This is a genomic window from Massiliimalia timonensis, from assembly GCF_900186585.1.
In the GTDB taxonomy this organism is placed as follows: Bacteria; Bacillota; Clostridia; order Oscillospirales; family Ruminococcaceae; genus Massiliimalia; species Massiliimalia timonensis.
Genome location: NZ_FYDD01000004.1, coordinates 769,338 through 784,417 on the forward strand (window position 1 = coordinate 769,338; position 15,080 = coordinate 784,417).

Below are 15,080 nucleotides of genomic sequence, written 5' to 3' on the forward strand. Positions count from 1 at the left end.
TTATTTTTCAAAAGGATTTTCTGTTGGGTACATCATACCTTTTGGCTGATTGAAGGCGACGTCTTCCACCCCTAAATACTTCATGATGTCAAAGATCGCTTTTCCAAAGTGCCCGAAAGCAACTGCACCGTGGTGCGGGTATCTCTTAGCGATCAGGACGTGGCGGTAGAAACGGCCCATTTCCGGGATTGCGAATACCCCGATCCCGCCGAAGGAACGAGGATTGACCGGTAAAACTTCCCCTTCCGCAACGTAGGATTTCAGCCCGCCTTCTGCGGTGCCCTGCAAGCGGAAGAAAGTGATCGGACCCGGCTGGATCGCACCTTCCAGTGTTCCGCGGCTGACGTCCGGTTCTTTGTCCGGCTCCAGGCAACGGTGCTGGATGAGCTGGTATTTCATTTCATATTCAGCAAGCTTTCCTGCATTGGTATTCCCGCAGTGGAAGCCCATAAAAGTATCCTTATGGTTGTAGTTGTATTTATCCTTGATGGATTCCAGATACATATCGGCCGGAACGGAGTTGTTGATGTCCAGCAGGGTAACAATGTCGCCGGAAGCACACAGGCCGATGTATTCGCTCAGTGCGCCGTAAATGTCAACTTCACAGGATACCGGGATGCCGCGGCCGGTCAAACGGCTGTTAACATAGCATGGGCAGAACCCAAACTGTGTCTGGAAAGCAGGCCAGCATTTGTTGGCAAAGGCCACGTATTTTCTGGAGCCTTTATGCGCTTCGGCCCAATCCAGTAAGGTCAGTTCAAACTGAGCCAGTTTTGGAAGCAGGGTCGGCATTTTGTTGCCGGCGCCCAGTTCTTTTTCCATGTCTGCTACGACGTCAGGGATCCTCGGGTCGTTTTCATGCTCTTTCACGGCAACCAGCAGGTCCAGTTCAGAGTTTTCTTCTACTTCAACGCCTAGATCAAATAATTTTTTGATCGGTGCGTTGCAGGCGAGGAAATCATTTGGACGAGGGCCAAATGCGATGATCTTCAGGTTGCTTAAGCCCAAAATGGTGCGTGCGACCGGAATAAAGTCGTCCATCATATCGCAGACATCGCTTGCCGTCCCAACCGGATATTCCGGGATATAAGCCTTGATGTTGCGGATCCCTAGATTATAGCTTGCATTGAGCATACCGCAGTAAGCGTCGCCGCGCCCGTCGATCAGGTTTTCCTGGGTTTCCTCTGCCGCCGCTATGTACATGACCGGTCCGCCAAATTTCTGCGCCAGAATGGTTTCCGGGGTTTCCGGGCCGAAGTTGCCAAGGTAAACCACCAAAGCGTTTACATCGTTTGCAGCCAAATCGGCTGCTGCGTTTACCGCGTCGCATTCATTTTCTACAATAACTGGACATTCGTGGATGCTTTTGCCGCGTTCTTGATAGGTTGCCACAACCGCTTTTCTGCGGCTTTCAGACAATTCTCTTGGGAAACAGTCGCGGCTGACTGCCACAATGCCAAGTTTTACATCAGGTACATTATTCTGAAACATGTTCCGTTCCTCCTAATTATTTTAGTATAAACTTATGATAACATGAAATGGAAAGGATGTCTATTGAAGAAATTCCATAAAGATTTTTTTAAAAAACCGATACTTTTCACAAAAAGATCTTTCTGATTTGTATAATAAGCTTAATTAAATGTACGGATAAGAAAGATTTTTATGGATATTTTGTATAGTTTCCGTGCTCCTGCACGAAAATGATAACAGCAGCACGGAATAAAATGCCGCAGGAAAACTGCTGGTTCTGTCAAAAATAAAATGGAAAAGGCGAAATTTGTAATAACTATACAAAAAAGTAAAAATATTATTTAAAACTGCTTGACAATATGTGAAAAGTAAGATATGATAGGTATAAATTCAATGTTGGAGTAGTGTCTATGGCTTTTCGTCCGAAAAAGAACGGTCATGCCATCAGTGATGAGGAACTGGTTCGTGCGTATCATCAGGGGGACAATACCAGCTTTGTGGAGCTGATTTCCCGGTACCTGGATTTGATCGATGCGAAGCTGACGCAGTTTCATTGCAGTGGCGCAGAACGGGAAGACGTAAAGCAGGAGGCGCTGATGGCGCTTCTGAATGCGGTAAAATTGTATGACCCGGACAAGGAGACCCGTTTTTCCACCTTTGCAAGCCGCTGTGTGGAAAATTCCGTGCTCCGTTCTCTTCAGCATAGGAATACTAAAAAAGCAAGATTGCTTTCGGATGCGGTTTCAATTGATGAAGCAAAAGAAATCGCTGTTCAGGAAAATCCCGAGGACCTTTACATTGATCAGGAAGGGTATCATGTGATGCTTGGAAAGATCGAAGTAAACCTTTCGGAATTTGAAAAGAATGTACTGTTTTCTTATCTCGACGGAAATAGTTATGCACAGATTTCCACGCAGTTTGGCGCCTCGCAGAAGTCTGTTGATAATGCACTACAACGTGTTCGCAGAAAGCTTAAAACGGTATTCTCAAAGTAATGTGCTTGCTGCAAGCATCTGCCCTGATAGCTTAAAAAGAGCGTTGTGCAAAATCAAAGGTGACGGTTTAAGTCCGTTAACGGGCAAAAAATATTTTAAGGCCATGAAGGCTAAGCGAGGTTATTATCATGTACGAAGACAAAACATTAGTGTGTAAAGAATGTGGAAACGAATTTGTTTTTACAGCAGGCGAACAGGAATTTTATGCGGAAAGAGGATTTGAAAACGAACCTCAGAGATGTAAAGACTGCCGTATGGCCCGTAAAAACAACAACAAGGCTCAGAGAGAAATGTTTGTAGCTACCTGCGCATCCTGCGGCGGGGAAGCGAAAGTTCCTTTCAAACCAAGAGAAGACCGTCCGGTTTATTGCAGCGAATGCTTTGCAAAAATGAGAGAAGAATAAAAAATATTCAAAAGCCGTCCACAAAAGTGGGCGGCTTTTCTCTTGAGATTTGTCAAAAAAATCACGAAATTTTTAGGTAAAACAGATAGAACCGGCGAAAATTCTTATGAATTATGTGGATTGCAAGACGGCTAAAAGTTTGCTATACTACTAACGTAAAGTATGCAGGAGTAACAGAGCGATGCACAACACTTTATGTGTGTTGTTGCGTTGCCTTTTTTTATTTATCTAAGGAATAGGAGAACGGCGAATGACCAAGCAGATGATTGCCCAGCTGGAGGAAATGCCCATCATTGCGGCGGTAAAAAACGAAGAGGAACTGGAACTGGCGATCTGTTCGGAGTGTCCGGTGGTTTTTGTGCTGTATGGGGATATTTGCACGATCTCCGGGATCGTTTCCCGGATCAAAGCTGGGGGCAAGATCGCGATCGTCCATGTGGATCTGATCGAGGGGCTGGAAAGCAAGCCGGTCGCTGTGCAGTTTCTGAAACAGAACACCCATGCGGATGGGATCATCTCCACCAAGCCGACCATGATCAAGGCCTCCAAAGAGGCAGGGCTGATTACCATTCAGCGCTTTTTTGTGCTGGATTCCAGGGCGTTTGAAAACATCCAAAAGCATATTTCCCTAGGATTGGCGGACTTTGTAGAGGTGCTGCCCGGGGTGATGCCCAAAGTGATCCGGAAACTGGCAAATGAGATCAATGTCCCGCTGATCGCCGGCGGGCTGATCACCGACAAGGACGATGTCATCAGCGCACTGGGCGCTGGCGCTACAGCGGTATCCACGACACTGAGCAGTATCTGGAAAAGTTGATGCAAAACAGGAATTTGATTCTGAGGGAGGATTTTCAGATGAAAAAATATATTGTGGCATTGGATCAGGGAACAACAAGCTCCCGGTGTATCGTGTTTGACCGGGATTTAAATATCATTTCCCTGTCGCAGAAGGAGTTTCCGCAGATTTTTCCAAAATCCGGCTGGGTGGAACAGCGCCCGATGGATATTTATGTCTCCCAGTACGGCGTGCTGACCGAAACGTTGCTGATGGGAGACATCAAACCGGAGGAGATCGCCGGGATCGGGATCACGAACCAGAGGGAAACGGCGATCGTTTGGGATAAGGAAACCGGAAACCCGATCTATAACGCCATTGTGTGGCAGTGCCGCCGCACCTCGGAAATTTGCGAGGACTTAAAGGCAAGAGGGCTGACTGATTATATTCGGAACAGCACTGGGCTTTTGATTGATGCTTACTTTTCCGGAACAAAGATCAAATGGATTTTAGACCATGTGGAAGGTGCCAGAGAAAAAGCGGAAAGAGGGGAACTATTGTTTGGAACGGTAGATACCTGGCTGATCTGGAAGATGACAGAGGGAAAGGTGCATGTCACCGATTATACCAATGCTTCCCGTACCATGCTGTTTGACATCAACAACCTTTGCTGGGACCAGAAAATATTGGAGGAATTGGAGATCCCGGTATCCATGCTGCCGGAGGTAAAAAGCAGCAGCGAGGTTTACGGCACGGTGAATATCCAAGGGGTAGAGGTGCCGATCTGCGGGATTGCAGGGGATCAGCAGGCCGCGCTGTTTGGTCAGGCGTGCTTTGAAAAGGGCGACGCCAAAAATACATACGGCACAGGCTGCTTTACCCTGATGAATATTGGGGATAAGCCTGTTTTGAGCGAAAAGGGACTGCTGACGACCATTGCGGCGAGCGTGGGCAACCGGGTTTCTTATGCCGTGGAGGGAAGCGTATTTGTCGGCGGGGCAGTGATCCAGTGGCTGCGCGACGGCCTGCGGCTGATCAGTGATTCCCGTGACACCGAATATTTTGCCTCGAAAGTGAAAGACAACGGCGGCGTTTACATTGTGCCGGCCTTTACCGGAATGGGTGCGCCGCACTGGGATATGTATGCGCGCGGCACCATTTTTGGCCTGACCCGGGGCACGAACCGCAACCACATTATCCGTGCGGCAGAGGAATCCATTGCTTACCAGACCAAAGACGTCATCGACGCCATGATCGCCGATACCGGGATCGAAGTGAAATCCTTAAAGGTAGATGGAGGGGCTTCGGCCGACCATTTGCTGATGCAGTTCCAGTCTGATATTTTGGGGATCCCGCTGTACCGCCCGATCGTCAGCGAAACCACGGCGGTGGGCGCGGCGTTCCTTGCCGGCTTGGCCGTAGGCTTTTGGAAGGATTTGGACGACGTAAAGGAAAGCTGGCATCTTGGCATGACCTACCAACCGCAGATGGACGCGGCGGAGGTAGAGCGCCTGACCTCGAAATGGAAGGTCGCGGTGGAGTGCACCAAGCAGTTTAAATAGGCTTTGACAAGCGGAAAAAAAGCGCATATAATAGAAAATAGAATTGAATAAAAATTCGTTCAAGAGAGTAAAGAGTAAGACGAAGACCGGCCTTTTTCTAAGAGGCTTGTTTCGTTTTACTCTTTTTTTCTGTCCAAAATGGGTTTGATGTGATAAAGGAGAATGGATCATGATTGATGTAGCAATTATCGGCACCGGCGTCTGCGGCGCCGCGGTGGCAAGGGAATTGTCCAAGTACCGGGATCTGCAGATCGTCTGTCTGGAAAAGGATACGGACGTGGCCAACGGGACTTCCAAAGCAAACAGTGGGATCGTGCATGCGGGATACGACCCCAAGCCGGGAACTTTGATGGCAAAGTACAACGTGAAAGGGAATGCCATGATCCGGCAGCTTGCCAAGGATCTGGATATTCCGTACCGTCAAAACGGCTCGCTGGTTGTGGCCTTTGACGATGAGGACATGAAGACCGTGCAGGCGCTGTATCAGCGGGGGCTGGAAAATGGGGTGCCGGATCTATCGGTCATTGACGCGCAGGAGGTGCGCCGGCTGGAGCCTAACATCAACCCGGACATCAAAGGGGCCTTGTACGCCAAATCCGCCGGGGTCATCAGCCCGTGGGAGCTTGCCATCGCGCAGATGGAGGTGGCGGTGCAAAACGGCGTGGAAGTAAGGCTGGAAACAGAAGTAACAGGGATCTCGCTCTGCGGGGACCATTTTGAGGTCACAGTCAAAACAAACCAGGGGACCGAGGTGCTGGAGACAAAATTTGTGGTGAACGCGGCGGGCGTCCATTCCGAGGAGGTCTGTAGCTACATATCAAAGCCAAATTTCCATATCGTTCCCAACAAGGGACAGTATTACCTGCTGGATAAAACTCAGGGCGCTTTGGTGGAGCGGGTTATCTTCCAGTGTCCCTCCAAGGTGGGGAAAGGGGTCTTGGTTTCCCCAACGGCGCACGGCAATTTGATCGTGGGGCCGGATGCGGTAGACGTTGATAATGCCGAGGATGTTTCCACCACGGCACAGCAGCTTGCTTTTGTTCGCAACACGGCGGCGCGCACCTGTAACAAGATCAATTACCGGGAATCCATCCGCAACTTCGCAGGAGTGCGGGCGCAGGGAACCGTAGACGAATTTATCGTGGGTACAGTGCCGGAAACCGACCGTTTTATCAATATCGCCAACATTAAGTCCCCGGGACTGACTTCTTCCCCGGCGATCGCAGTGGATGTCGTTTCCATGATGGGAGAAGCGGGGCTTCCATTGAAAGAAAAGGACGATTATGTTAAGACGCGGCAGATAGTTCGTTTCCGTGAACTGGACGAAGCGGGAAAACAGCGGATCATTGAAAAGGATCCGCGTTACGGAAGAGTTATTTGCCGGTGTGAAACCATTACAGAAGGGGAGATCGTGGCGGCGATTCACGCTCCAATCGGCGCGCGTACCGTTGACGGCGTCAAACGGCGCTGCAATGCCGGAATGGGTCGATGCCAGGGCGGGTTCTGTTCGCCGAGAGTGCTGGACATCATCTGCCGGGAAACCGGGTTAAAACCGGAAGAAATCCGCAAGGATAAAGCGGGTTCCAATATTTTGATCGGTCAGACCCCGAAAGGGCAGGATAAAGCTTCAGTTTGAGGAAAGGATACGGGAAACGATGTTGACTTATGATTTGGTAGTGATCGGCGGTGGCCCGGCGGGGCTTGCCGCGGCATACAGCGCTTATGAAAACGGGGTAAAAAATATCCTGATCATTGAACGGGACGATGTCACCGGCGGGATTTTAAACCAATGTATCCACAACGGTTTTGGTCTGCACTATTTTAAAGAGGAACTGACCGGACCGGAGTATGCCCAGCGGTTTGAAGATATGGTAAAGGGTACCACTGTTGAGGTAATGACCCAGACGATGGTGCTGGGGATCACCCCGCAAAAGCAGATTTACGCGGTCAATTCCCAGAAAGGGTACTTGACGATCGGGGCAAAGGCCATTGTATTGTCGATGGGTTGCCGGGAAAGGACCCGCGGCGCGATCGCCATTCCGGGAGACCGGCCGGCCGGCGTGTTCACTGCAGGGACCGCGCAGCGTTACCTGAACATGGAAGGATACATGGTAGGGAAACGGGTCGTGATCTTAGGCTCCGGCGATATAGGCCTTATCATGGCGCGCCGCATGACCTTAGAGGGCGCCAAGGTGCTGGCTGTGGTAGAAATTATGCCCTATTCCAACGGGCTGAACCGGAATATCGTGCAGTGCTTAAACGACTATGACATCCCGCTTTACCTGTCCCACACGGTGACAAATATCAAAGGGCAGGGCCGGCTGGAAGAGATCACGGTCAGTGAGGTAGATGAAAACCGGACACCAATTCCGGGAACGGAAATGAAATTTGACTGCGACACCCTGCTCCTTTCTGTAGGGCTGATTCCTGAAAATGAACTGACAAAATCGGCCGGGATCCAAATTGACCCACGCAGCAACGGCGCTGTGGTGTACGACGATATGCAGACCTCTGTGGAGGGGGTGTTTGCGTGCGGCAACGTGCTGCATGTGCACGATCTGGTGGACTTTGTGACCGCGGAGAGCATGAAGGCCGGGAAATTCGCGGCGCGTTATGTGCTGGAACAGTATCAGCACAGCGGGGAAACGACTGCTGTCAAGCAGGGGGATTGCGTCAGCTATACCGTTCCGCAGCAGATCGACCTGCAAGCCGGCGAGGAAACGACCGATGTGTTTTTCCGTGTGAACCGGGTCATCAAGGGCGGTACGATCACCTTGACCGCCGAAGACGGAACCGTTTTGCTGAGCCGGAAAAAGGCGCATTTGCTGCCGGCCGAAATGGAAAAGATCAACCTGAAAAAAGATCTGCTGAAGGGCCACGAAACTGTGACGCTCAGCGTAAACTGCTAAAAGCGGAAAGGACGGACTAAACATGAAAAAAGAACTGATCTGTATCGTCTGCCCGCAGGGCTGCCGCCTGACTGTGGAAGAAAAAGACGGCTCTTATCAGGTAAGCGGGAACACCTGCAAACGGGGCGAGGCTTATGGCATTAACGAGATGACCGCACCGCGTAGGGTGATTACAACAACAGTAAAGCTGGAGGGCGGGCGCTGTCCGCGGCTTCCGGTAAAAACACGGACCGATGTGCCGAAAGAACTGATTTTTGACTGCATGGCAAAAATCAATCAGGTCACTGTAAAAGCTCCGGTAAAAATGGGGGACGTTGTGCTGGCGGACGTCATGGGAACGGGGGTAGACGTTATTGCTACCCGTGATATGTAACAGGAAACTAAAAAGGGCTGAACAAAAAGTTCAGCCCTTTTTTATGCTATTTGTCACCGCGTTGATGATAAGCTTGACACATCGCTCGATGCCCAGCGTTCCGCTGTTTAAACACAGGTCGTACCGGTCGGCATTGCCCCAGCGGTCGTCCACATAAAACTGGTAATAGCTTTTCCGCTTTTTATCAACCTTCTGGATCATCTCTTTCGCGGTTTTTTCGTCGGCTTCAAAGCGGGAAGAGATCCGTTTTACCCGTTCCTCTAACCCGGAATGGATATAAACGTGCAGGCAGTAGGGTGTGTTTTCTAAAATATAGTCGGCGCACCGGCCCACGATCACGCATGCGCCCTGTGCCGCGGCGTCCCGGATCGCTTGTGCCTGCGCTTTAAAAATCTGTTCTGACAAAGTAAAGTCAGAATTTCCCAAAAACGGGTTGGCGGCACTGGCGGCGAGAGATAACGAATACAGGAAACTGGAAGGCGGGTGCTCCTCGGCGTTCTCAAAGTAAGCTTGCTGGATGCCGCTGGTTTTGGAGGCGAGTTCGATCAGCTTTTTGTCGTAAAACGGGATGTCTAACTGTTTGGACAGAAGCTGTCCAATTTCATGGCCTCCACTTCCAAACTGACGGGAAATGGTGATGATTGTTTGGATTGACATGGATAAGACCCCCTTTATTCTATGCCCTTTGGGGGCATAAATTTTATCTTTCAGGAAATGCTAAAAATACAAATTCTTTCATTTTTATGACTTGACAAGCCTGCCATTTTTGTGATGTTAAATAATCTATTCAATATTATTATACCACAAATCTAAAATTTGTGTATGGATTTTTACCGTCCGCCTTTCACAAACCTTTCACAATTATTCAAGATCTGTTTACCTGGTTATCAAATTCTTATCACCGGGAGTATGTATGATATAACTGTAATCAAAAAGAGATAAGGTTTGAAGGCGTGTATCACCGGCAGCCGCCTGAAAGACACCTGTATCTGCCGGATAGAGGAGAGAGAAGTATGTATCAGCAGTATGATGGAAACAACAACTGGAATCAAAACAACAACGATGTGTTTCAAAACAATCCGCCTGCGCCGCCGGCAAACCAGCCGGGCGTACAGACTTGGGTGGATCCGGCACCGCCGATCCAGATGGTGCAGGAGCCTGTTTCGGCAAAGAAAAAATCTCATAGATCTGCAAAGATCGTGGCGATTATTTTAGCAGGAATGATCGTGGCTACAGGCTGCGGGTTTGGCGGAAGCCTGCTGGCGAACCAGCTGACCGGCGGAAAAACCTCCCCGTCGGTGTTGACCCAGTCGGTAGATAACACCAGCGCAAACGCTGCGAATAAAGGTGACAACGATATTGCCTCAGTTGCAGCGGCGGCCGAAAACACGGTAGTAGAAATCACCACCGAGGTCATGGAGACCTCCCCGTTCATGGAACAGTACACCGCTTCCGGTGCAGGGAGTGGCGTGATCCTTACCTCGGACGGCTACATCGTCACCAATAACCACGTGATCGACGGGGCTAGTAAGATCACAGTGACCCTGAAAAATGGTGAAAGCTATGATGCGAAGCTGATAGGCGCCGACGCTACCAGCGACTTGGCAGTTTTGAAAATAGAAGCAACTGATTTGCAGACTGCAACGTTAGGTGACTCCGACAAACTGAGCGTCGGCGATCTGGCGGTCGCAATCGGGAATCCGCTTGGTGAATTGGGCGGCACGGTAACAGAAGGGATCATCAGCGCATTAGACCGTGAGATCACCGTGGAAAACCAGCCCATGACCCTGCTCCAGACCTCTGCGGCGATCAACCCCGGCAACTCCGGCGGCGGTTTGTTCAATGGGAAAGGGGAACTGATCGGGATCGTCAATGCAAAAACCTCTGCCTCTGGCATTGAGGGGCTGGGATTTGCGATCCCTGTCAATACAGCAAAACCTGTGATCGAGGATCTGATCCAAAAAGGCTATGTGACCGGGCGAATCAAATTAGGGGTCTCTTTTATTGATATTCAGGACCAGACTACCGCTATGCGTTACCGGGTCAACGATCTGGGCACTTATGTTTACCAGGTCAATGACGGGTCTGATGCGGACAAAGCAGGATTATTGACTGGCGACTTAGTGGAAGAGATCGACGGTACGAAAATCACCTCTTCCAGCCAGATCAAGGAAATGATGGCAGACTATTCGGTCGGGGATAAGATGAAGATCAAGGTACTGCGGGACGGCAAAGAAGTAACTGTGACCGTGACCTTTACAGAATACACCCCGCAAAAGACAACCGAACAATAATCTCCCTTAGATAGGGGCCTCCTTTTAGAGATACACCGCTGTGATCTTTCACTGCGGTGTATTTTTTCTGTTTCCAATCGGATTTTATGATATAATAAGCACAGGAAACGCATGAGAAGGAGGAATTTAGAATATGGTGTTTTATGAGGTGGAAAATGATCGCCTAGAGCGGAGGGAACAGGCAAAAGATTGCTCACGGGAAAATGTTACGGTAGGATATGTCACCTTAAAGGAGCTGGAACAGGAATATTCCACATTTGGCTTTCCAAAGGAATTGTTGGCGACATGCCGGGAGGCTCAAAGCCGTTCCCGCAGCAATTTGGAAGTATACGACACCTTCAGTTTCGTACTGCTGTGGATGCCGGACCTTCAAAATATGCGTGCTACCCAGCGGAGGGTAGCCTTATTCCTGCAAAAAAATTTGTGCTTGTTCGTCAATATCAGCGATACAGAGCAACAGAGTTATGGGGTGCTGGTCCGCATCCTTGAAAATTTGGGACGCCGTATGACCATAGAAAGGGTGATCGGCAGCTTTCTGCTTCATTTGGTAGACGGCGGCAGCGAGAGTCTGGAGCATGGGGAACAACAGGTGACCGCAATGGAAGAACGGATCTTATCGGACCATCCTGACCCGGAGATTAACCGGAGGCTCTTCCGCATGAAGAGCAGGTTGACTTTACAGCAAAGTTATTACGAGGGGTTGGTCGAATTAGGGGAAAGCTTGGCGGAAAATGAAAACAATCTCTTTTCAGAAAGTGAAAATTTTCGTTATTTGAATATTGCAGTCAGCAGGATCCAGCGTTTAAGCGGCCATACCCAGAGTATGAAAGAGGAATTAGAGCATTTGCGGGAAACCTACCAGTCCGCATTAGATTATAATTTAAACAACATTATGAAGCTGTTTACTGTAGTGACTACAATTTTTCTTCCGCTCAGCTTAATTGCCGCGTGGTATGGCATGAACTTTCAGATGCCGGAATTCGGCTGGAAATATGGATATTTGGCAGTTATTGTGGTGAGCGTGGCCGTGCTGTTCGTCTGCTTGTGGTTTTTCAAGAAAAAGAAGCTGTTTTGAAGAACTATGAAAAAAATTGTTGAAAGCTGCCGCTTTCCTATGATACAATAATAAAAGCATGTTAAAAATTAGGAGGACAGTTTATGTGGCAGATCCGTGGCTTAAAGCGTCAGGCAAGGAAATTATTAAAACAGCAGTATTGGCGTATTATTGCGGTCTGCTTTATCATGGCAGTGATGACCGGTATCTATGCCGGGACGTTAAGCGGGCTGTTCAGTTACGATTCGGCCCGTGAAATTGCAGAGGATGTCATCATGAAGAGCCATCCGGGGCAGTCCAATTCCGAGGTGGTCAATGATTTTTTGCAGCAGATAGGCGTTCAAAATCAGCCCGATGCGGGCAAACAATATGGCACGGAAGGGGTGTTGGCGGGGATCTTTAACAGTGTGACTCAATCGGGGTCTTTGCTGTTCGGGATTTTAAACGCGATCAATCAGACCTTGTTCCATGACCGGATCATGGCAAGTGTTGTGATCGTCATTGGGATTCTGCTTGTGATCGCATGGTGGCTGTTTATTGAAAACGCTTTAGTGGTAGGCCAGTGCCGCTTTTTTCTGGAGGGGTATACCTACCCCAAAACACCGATCGCCCGGATTTTGTATCTTTTCCGGATCCGTAAGTTTTGGAACGTAGACCGGGTGATGTTTTTCCGGGCGCTTTATATTTTCTTGTGGGATTTCACTCTGGTCGGCGGCTGGATCAAGCGCTATTCCTATAAAATGGTGCCCTATATTTTGGCGGAGAATCCTTTGATCGGAAGAAAAGAAGCTTTTGCCCTCTCCCGCAGAATGATGTACGGAAATAAGTGGCGAGCCTTTTTATTAGATGTGACCTTTCTTGGCTGGTGGTGTCTGGACCTGCTGACGCTGGGAATTTTAAAGATCTTTTTTATGAACCCTTATAAAACAGCGGCAGAGGCAGAGTTGTACCGGGTGCTGCGCGCACAGGCAGTAGAACAGAAGATCCCATATCATGAGCTTTTAAATGATGCGTATCTTGTCAAACAGCCTTCCCTTTCAGAAACAGAAGAAACGTTTGAAGAATATCCGGTCGAATATTATCCGATCCCGGAAGCTGAGAAAAAACAATGGATCCGTATTGAGTACCAGCGCAACTACAGCATCCGTTCCATGATCCTCCTCTTTTTTACCTTTTCGATCGTGGGCTGGATTTGGGAAGTGATCCTTCATTTGATTAATGGCTTTGGCTTTGTAAACCGTGGGGTATTTCATGGGCCTTGGCTGCCGATCTATGGAACAGGCGGGCTGCTGGTGCTGATTTTACTCAAACGGGTTTTGCATAAGCCTGTGCTGACCTTTTTTCTGACAGTGCTGATCTGCGGGACAATAGAATATTTCACAAGCCTTGGCCTGGAACTGATCTGGAAAACAAAATGGTGGGATTATTCCGGATATCTGTTCAATCTCCACGGCAGGATCTGTTTGGAAGGTCTAATCGTATTTGGTTTGGGCGGGTGTGCGTTTGCTTATATTTTTGCGCCGATCGTAGATGATTTTTACAAAAAAATTCCCATAAAAGTACAAACGCTTTTATGTGTGCTCCTCATTACAGGATTTGTGGCGGATCAGGCCTACACGTTCATTCATCCGCATACCGGAAAGGGAATCACGGATTATGAAGCTTCTGCGGCTGTCACAGTAGAGGTAAACAGAGAACTATAAATGTAGAAAGGTACAGCTAAAGGCTGTACCTTTTTTGGGAAATTTCTCCTAATAAAAATCAAAAAATTATCAGCCAAAAGACGGTTGGAAAATGTATACTTCCATTTTATTTACAAATACTATCGACACAGGAACAAACTGATAGTCAGATAAAATAAAATGGAGGAATAAAAAGCATGAAAGCAACAGGTATTGTAAGGAGAATCGACGACTTGGGGAGGGTAGTGATCCCGAAGGAGATCCGCCGCACGATGCGGATCCGGGAGGGTACGCCGCTGGAGATCTATACTTCTGGAGAAGGGGAAGTGATCTTCAAAAAATATTCCCCGGTGGAAGAGATGGGACAAAGCGCTTCTCAGTTTGCAGAGGCTTTATATAAGGCGGGAGGGATGCCGGCAGTGATCTGTGACAAGGATCATGTCATCGCGGCTTCCGGGATCCCGAAAAAGGAAATTTTAGAGCGCCGGGTTTCCCCGATGGTCGAGGACAGTATGAATGCCCGCCGCGTCATCAGTTACCGGGGGGAATCCTCGGACAAGATCTTGGCGATCGAAGGGGTGGACCGCTACACGCTGGTGTGCTATCCGATCCTGGCTAACAGTGATGTTTGCGGGGCGGTCTTATTTTTATCCGATGGAAAGAACGGGGTAAGCAGCGAGCTTTTGGAAAAATTGGCTGAGGCCGCGTCCATCTTTTTGGGAAAACAACTGGAGGACGAATAAAAGAAAAGGCAGCCGTGGAGATTCATGCGCTCCACGGCTGCTTTTTCTGATTATTTTTTCTTTCTTAAATGCGGGTTTTTCTTCCGCTTTTTCCGGACGGAAAAGCCAAAGCTTCCGATCTTTTTCCCAAGCTCTAAATATTCCCCGTGGGCGAATGCCGCCAGATGAGAACGAGAAAGGCACAGCTTTCCGTTTTCGTCCAGATACTGCGGGTCTACGTCCACCGCGGTAATATCGGCAAGGAACATATCGTGGGAACCTAGGGGAATGATCTGGGTCACCCTGCATTCCAAGCTGACCGGGCTTTGGGAGAGCACCGGAGCCTTTACCGTAAATCCCGGTTCCGTTTCCAAACCGCAGGCCTCGAATTTATCCAAATCCTTGCCGGAACGGACCCCGCAGAAATCTGCCGCACGGATCATGGAGGAGGTTGTTAGGTTGATGACAAATTCTCCGTTTTCCTTGATTAGCCGGTAGGAATGCCGGGAAGGACGCACCGAGATATAGGTTTTTGGCGGAATAGTATTGATGATGCCGGTCCAGGCAATGGTCAGCACGTTTTTTTCTTCTTCTGTCCCGCAGGTGACCATGGCCGGGGGAATGGGCGCAAGCAAGGCCCCGCCTTTCCACTGAATCTTTTTCATAAAATCCAATCATTCCTTTCTTCGGAATTTGTGCCGGCCGGCGAAACCGATCGCCGCTTTGCTTTTTGCGGAAAAGGCACAAAAACGGGGTGTGAAAAAGTATTTTTCACACGATCCTCTTCTCCTATTCCCATAAAAAAAGGCTGACTACTTGAAAAAGAAGCCAGCTCTTTTT

General features: G+C 49.0%; 14 protein-coding genes. 11 read left to right on the plus strand and 3 right to left on the minus strand.

Annotation, left to right across the window (positions count from 1 at the left end; genetic code table 11):
• Nucleotides 1-1,491: an L-fucose/L-arabinose isomerase family protein gene (locus tag CIB36_RS11435; protein WP_093989662.1), complete on the minus strand. Its 1,491-nt coding sequence runs from the start codon at nt 1,489-1,491 to the stop codon at nt 1-3.
• A 389-nt stretch (nt 1,492-1,880) separates the two neighbouring features.
• On the opposite strand from CIB36_RS11435, the gene CIB36_RS11440 reads away from it, so the two are divergent.
• The 7 genes from CIB36_RS11440 (at nt 1,881) to CIB36_RS11470 (ending at nt 8,488) form a co-directional block, all read left to right on the plus strand.
• Nucleotides 1,881-2,465: a sigma-70 family RNA polymerase sigma factor gene (locus CIB36_RS11440; protein WP_093989663.1), complete on the plus strand. Its 585-nt coding sequence runs from the start codon at nt 1,881-1,883 to the stop codon at nt 2,463-2,465.
• A 128-nt stretch (nt 2,466-2,593) separates the two neighbouring features.
• A complete protein-coding gene (locus CIB36_RS11445) occupies nt 2,594-2,869 on the plus strand; it encodes a zinc-ribbon domain containing protein (protein ID WP_093989664.1) in 276 nt (91 codons plus the stop codon).
• Nucleotides 2,870-3,119: 250 nt separating this feature from the next.
• Nucleotides 3,120-3,686 (plus strand): glycerol-3-phosphate responsive antiterminator, encoded by a 567-nt coding sequence (locus CIB36_RS11450; RefSeq protein WP_093989665.1) that lies wholly within the window; start codon nt 3,120-3,122, stop codon nt 3,684-3,686.
• A gap of 38 nt (nt 3,687-3,724) precedes the next feature.
• The gene (gene glpK / locus CIB36_RS11455; protein ID WP_093989666.1) at nt 3,725-5,206 is read left to right on the plus strand and encodes a glycerol kinase GlpK; all 1,482 of its coding nucleotides are present in this window, start codon (nt 3,725-3,727) and stop codon (nt 5,204-5,206) included.
• Between the two features lie 169 nt (nt 5,207-5,375).
• Nucleotides 5,376-6,842, plus strand: a complete 1,467-nt coding sequence (locus CIB36_RS11460; protein ID WP_093989667.1) for an NAD(P)/FAD-dependent oxidoreductase — start codon at nt 5,376-5,378, stop codon at nt 6,840-6,842.
• 22 nt (nt 6,843-6,864) lie between these two features.
• The gene (locus CIB36_RS11465) at nt 6,865-8,115 is read left to right on the plus strand and encodes an NAD(P)/FAD-dependent oxidoreductase (RefSeq protein ID WP_093990024.1); all 1,251 of its coding nucleotides are present in this window, start codon (nt 6,865-6,867) and stop codon (nt 8,113-8,115) included.
• A 22-nt stretch (nt 8,116-8,137) separates the two neighbouring features.
• Complete coding sequence (locus CIB36_RS11470; RefSeq protein ID WP_093989668.1) at nt 8,138-8,488, plus strand: DUF1667 domain-containing protein; 351 nt, start codon at nt 8,138-8,140, stop codon at nt 8,486-8,488.
• Nucleotides 8,489-8,518: 30 nt separating this feature from the next.
• Here the strand turns inward: CIB36_RS11470 and CIB36_RS11475 are convergent, their stop codons facing one another.
• The gene (locus CIB36_RS11475; protein WP_093989669.1) at nt 8,519-9,145 is read right to left on the minus strand and encodes a cytidylate kinase-like family protein; all 627 of its coding nucleotides are present in this window, start codon (nt 9,143-9,145) and stop codon (nt 8,519-8,521) included.
• Between the two features lie 356 nt (nt 9,146-9,501).
• On the opposite strand from CIB36_RS11475, the gene CIB36_RS11480 reads away from it, so the two are divergent.
• The 4 genes from CIB36_RS11480 to CIB36_RS11495 all read left to right on the plus strand — a co-directional run bounded on the left by CIB36_RS11480 (nt 9,502) and on the right by CIB36_RS11495 (nt 14,261).
• On the plus strand, nt 9,502-10,782 hold the full coding sequence (locus CIB36_RS11480) for a S1C family serine protease (protein ID WP_093989670.1): 1,281 nt from the start codon (nt 9,502-9,504) through the stop codon (nt 10,780-10,782).
• A 133-nt stretch (nt 10,783-10,915) separates the two neighbouring features.
• Nucleotides 10,916-11,857 (plus strand): magnesium transporter CorA family protein, encoded by a 942-nt coding sequence (locus tag CIB36_RS11485; RefSeq protein WP_093989671.1) that lies wholly within the window; start codon nt 10,916-10,918, stop codon nt 11,855-11,857.
• Between the two features lie 83 nt (nt 11,858-11,940).
• Nucleotides 11,941-13,539, plus strand: coding sequence for a DUF975 family protein (locus tag CIB36_RS11490; protein ID WP_093989672.1), 1,599 nt, complete (start codon nt 11,941-11,943; stop codon nt 13,537-13,539).
• 176 nt (nt 13,540-13,715) lie between these two features.
• Nucleotides 13,716-14,261: a stage V sporulation T C-terminal domain-containing protein gene (locus tag CIB36_RS11495; RefSeq protein ID WP_093989673.1), complete on the plus strand. Its 546-nt coding sequence runs from the start codon at nt 13,716-13,718 to the stop codon at nt 14,259-14,261.
• 50 nt (nt 14,262-14,311) lie between these two features.
• Here CIB36_RS11495 and CIB36_RS11500 read toward each other — a convergent pair whose 3' ends face one another.
• Nucleotides 14,312-14,905: a flavin reductase family protein gene (locus CIB36_RS11500; protein WP_093989674.1), complete on the minus strand. Its 594-nt coding sequence runs from the start codon at nt 14,903-14,905 to the stop codon at nt 14,312-14,314.
• Nucleotides 14,906-15,080: the final 175 nt, after the last annotated feature.

What these genes read in the sequence shown, in the direction of transcription:
- CIB36_RS11435 (WP_093989662.1), bottom strand. Translation starts at nt 1,491, where the DNA reads ATGTTTCAGAATAATGTACCTGATGTAAAACTTGGCATTGTGGCAGTC.
- CIB36_RS11440 (WP_093989663.1), top strand. Translation starts at nt 1,881, where the DNA reads ATGGCTTTTCGTCCGAAAAAGAACGGTCATGCCATCAGTGATGAGGAA.
- CIB36_RS11445 (WP_093989664.1), top strand. Translation starts at nt 2,594, where the DNA reads ATGTACGAAGACAAAACATTAGTGTGTAAAGAATGTGGAAACGAATTT.
- CIB36_RS11450 (WP_093989665.1), top strand. Translation starts at nt 3,120, where the DNA reads ATGACCAAGCAGATGATTGCCCAGCTGGAGGAAATGCCCATCATTGCG.
- glpK (WP_093989666.1), top strand. Translation starts at nt 3,725, where the DNA reads ATGAAAAAATATATTGTGGCATTGGATCAGGGAACAACAAGCTCCCGG.
- CIB36_RS11460 (WP_093989667.1), top strand. Translation starts at nt 5,376, where the DNA reads ATGATTGATGTAGCAATTATCGGCACCGGCGTCTGCGGCGCCGCGGTG.
- CIB36_RS11470 (WP_093989668.1), top strand. Translation starts at nt 8,138, where the DNA reads ATGAAAAAAGAACTGATCTGTATCGTCTGCCCGCAGGGCTGCCGCCTG.
- CIB36_RS11475 (WP_093989669.1), bottom strand. Translation starts at nt 9,145, where the DNA reads ATGTCAATCCAAACAATCATCACCATTTCCCGTCAGTTTGGAAGTGGA.
- CIB36_RS11480 (WP_093989670.1), top strand. Translation starts at nt 9,502, where the DNA reads ATGTATCAGCAGTATGATGGAAACAACAACTGGAATCAAAACAACAAC.
- CIB36_RS11485 (WP_093989671.1), top strand. Translation starts at nt 10,916, where the DNA reads ATGGTGTTTTATGAGGTGGAAAATGATCGCCTAGAGCGGAGGGAACAG.
- CIB36_RS11490 (WP_093989672.1), top strand. Translation starts at nt 11,941, where the DNA reads ATGTGGCAGATCCGTGGCTTAAAGCGTCAGGCAAGGAAATTATTAAAA.
- CIB36_RS11495 (WP_093989673.1), top strand. Translation starts at nt 13,716, where the DNA reads ATGAAAGCAACAGGTATTGTAAGGAGAATCGACGACTTGGGGAGGGTA.
- CIB36_RS11500 (WP_093989674.1), bottom strand. Translation starts at nt 14,905, where the DNA reads ATGAAAAAGATTCAGTGGAAAGGCGGGGCCTTGCTTGCGCCCATTCCC.